3 protein-coding genes are annotated in these 2,069 nt (G+C 62.4%); all 3 read left to right on the forward strand.

Annotated features, from left to right (window positions below):
- The first annotated feature begins 91 nt into the window (after window positions 1-91).
- On the forward strand, window positions 92-649 hold the full coding sequence (locus JV551A3_RS18215) for an FHA domain-containing protein (RefSeq protein ID WP_133979018.1): 558 nt from the start codon (window positions 92-94) through the stop codon (window positions 647-649).
- Complete coding sequence (gene tssJ, locus JV551A3_RS18220; protein WP_133979019.1) at window positions 646-1,440, forward strand: type VI secretion system lipoprotein TssJ; 795 nt, start codon at window positions 646-648, stop codon at window positions 1,438-1,440. The genes JV551A3_RS18215 and tssJ overlap by 4 nt, the downstream gene beginning before the upstream one ends.
- Window positions 1,441-1,492: 52 nt before the next feature.
- A partial coding sequence (gene tssK / locus JV551A3_RS18225) for a type VI secretion system baseplate subunit TssK (RefSeq protein WP_167494835.1) occupies window positions 1,493-2,069 on the forward strand: 577 nt, incomplete at its 3' end.

Below are 2,069 nucleotides of genomic sequence, written 5' to 3' on the forward strand. Positions count from 1 at the left end.
ACCGCAGCCTGGGTGCCTACCTGGGCTGGACCAGCTTCATCGATGACCGTCACGGCCAGAGCAGCCCTGTCGTGCGGTTCCGGGGGCGCTCATGAGCACTTTGACCTTGAGCATCACCAACCTGGATCAGTTGCAACACAACGTCACTGCCCGACATCAGTTCAATTGCACAGGCGGCACCATCGGCAGCGCGAAGGCCACCTGGCGGATCAACGACCGTGACCAGACCGTTGCACCGATCCATTGCGAGATCCGCTGGATCGAGGGCAGCTTCTGCGTCATCGATCGCTGTCAGCGAACTTACCTGAACGACAGCCTCCACAGCCTGGGGTCGCTAACCGCAAGGCGGCTGCTCGAGGGTGACCAGTTGCGCATTGGCGCCTATCGCCTGCAGGCCCAGCTTGCGCAGGCCGATGCACGCTCACTGGAGGACCTGTTCAGCCCTGAACAGAGAACCCTCGATCACTGGTTGCAGGATGTTCCACCCAACACGTGTCAAGCCACTGCTGTCGCCCCCCAGACTGTCACAGACATCTGCTCGGCATTCGAACCGAGCATGGGCAACGACCCCTTGGCGGCACTGGACGCAGAGGCAGCGCCAGCCCAGCAGAGCCCACTGGAACGCCTGATTGCGGAAGACCGACCATGATGCATCCAACATTCGTGGCTGGCCTGCTGACGGCGCTGATCGGGATCTCGGGTTGCACGTCCCTGAGCAAGATTGGCCAGGTGGTGATGGACCCCTCATTGCCCGTCGGACCGCCCGGGGAACATCCTACCCAGGTCGCGTTCAGCATCAACGCCAGCCCAACGCTCAATGGCAACCCGAACAGCCTTGAGGTGGCGCCCGAGCCCGGGCCGGCTCTGGAGCCCAGCCCTTACGCGGTCAGCCTGAGTGCAGGCGACCCCTACGTGCTGACCGAGAAAGTCGGTGCCCTGTTCGAATACCTGCAGGAACAATTCCCGGCCATGTCGCCCGTCGATTCGCCAGTTGACGATGGCGAGAATCCGGCGCGCTCCCCCATGGAAGAAAGTACTCCGGGCAGCTACGACGACCCGACCGTGGTGCTGACCTTGCCGCGCACCACCACCGTGGCCGCCGAGCCCGTCGCTACGCCCATGGCCGTGAAGATCCTGCAACTGCGCGACGACTCTCTCTTGCGCAACAGTGTTTACGAACTACTGGACAAGGACCCTGCCGAGGCACTGCGCAGCACCTACATACGCGATGACGATTACCTGCTGCGCCCTGGCCAGTTCAAGTTCATTCCCTTTGCGCCCATCGAGCCCGAAACGCGCTTTGTCGCGGTGATCGCCGACTACCGGAGTCAGGAAAACGCCACCTGGAGCCAGGTGCTGCGCATTCCGCCCCGCGGGCACCAGATCATCCTGTCGGTGTTGCTCAACGACACGCAGCTCCTGCTCAAGGAGGAAGACTGATGGCGCCTGTAACCCTGCCCTTCTCGCTTGTTCACGCTGACATGGAGCGCTCATGAGTTCACGTAACCCTGTCCTGTGGCCGGAAGGCCTGTTCGTCAAACCACAGCATTTCCAGCAAGCTGCTCGTGCTGCCGAAGCGGCCCTGCATCAACGTCTTGGTAGCCTGAACGCAGCCTTCTATGGCTTCAGCGAATTGCAGTTGAATGACGAGTACCTGAGCCTGGGCAAGGTCGCCATCACCCGTGCACGGGGCATCATGCCGGACGGCACGGTGTTCGATATCCCTGCAGACCTGCCACCACCGCCACCGCTGGAAATCGAAGACGACGGCGCGAAGGACAGCGAGATCTACCTGTGCCTGCCGCTGCGCACCGAAGGTGGCCGTGAAGTAAGCTGGCCCGATAACCCCGCCAACTTCCGTTACAGCGCCCAGGCCCTGGAAATCAAGGACACGCACAGCGCCGACGGTGANCTGGTGCAGGTTGACCTGGCGGTGCCCAACCTGCAGCTCAAACGCAAGGCCGACGACAGCAGCGCCTACACCCGCCTGGCCGTGACGCGCATTCTGGAACGGCGCCCCGATGGCAGCCTGCAACTGGATGAAGGCTTCTATCCCACCAGCGTTTCAG

It is taken from the genome of Pseudomonas inefficax (genome assembly GCF_900277125.1).
Lineage (GTDB): Bacteria > Pseudomonadota > Gammaproteobacteria > Pseudomonadales > Pseudomonadaceae > Aquipseudomonas > Aquipseudomonas inefficax.

Coding starts and splice junctions, on each gene's coding strand:
- JV551A3_RS18215 (WP_133979018.1), top strand. CDS start 92: ATGAGCACTTTGACCTTGAGCATCACCAACCTGGATCAGTTGCAACAC.
- tssJ (WP_133979019.1), top strand. CDS start 646: ATGATGCATCCAACATTCGTGGCTGGCCTGCTGACGGCGCTGATCGGG.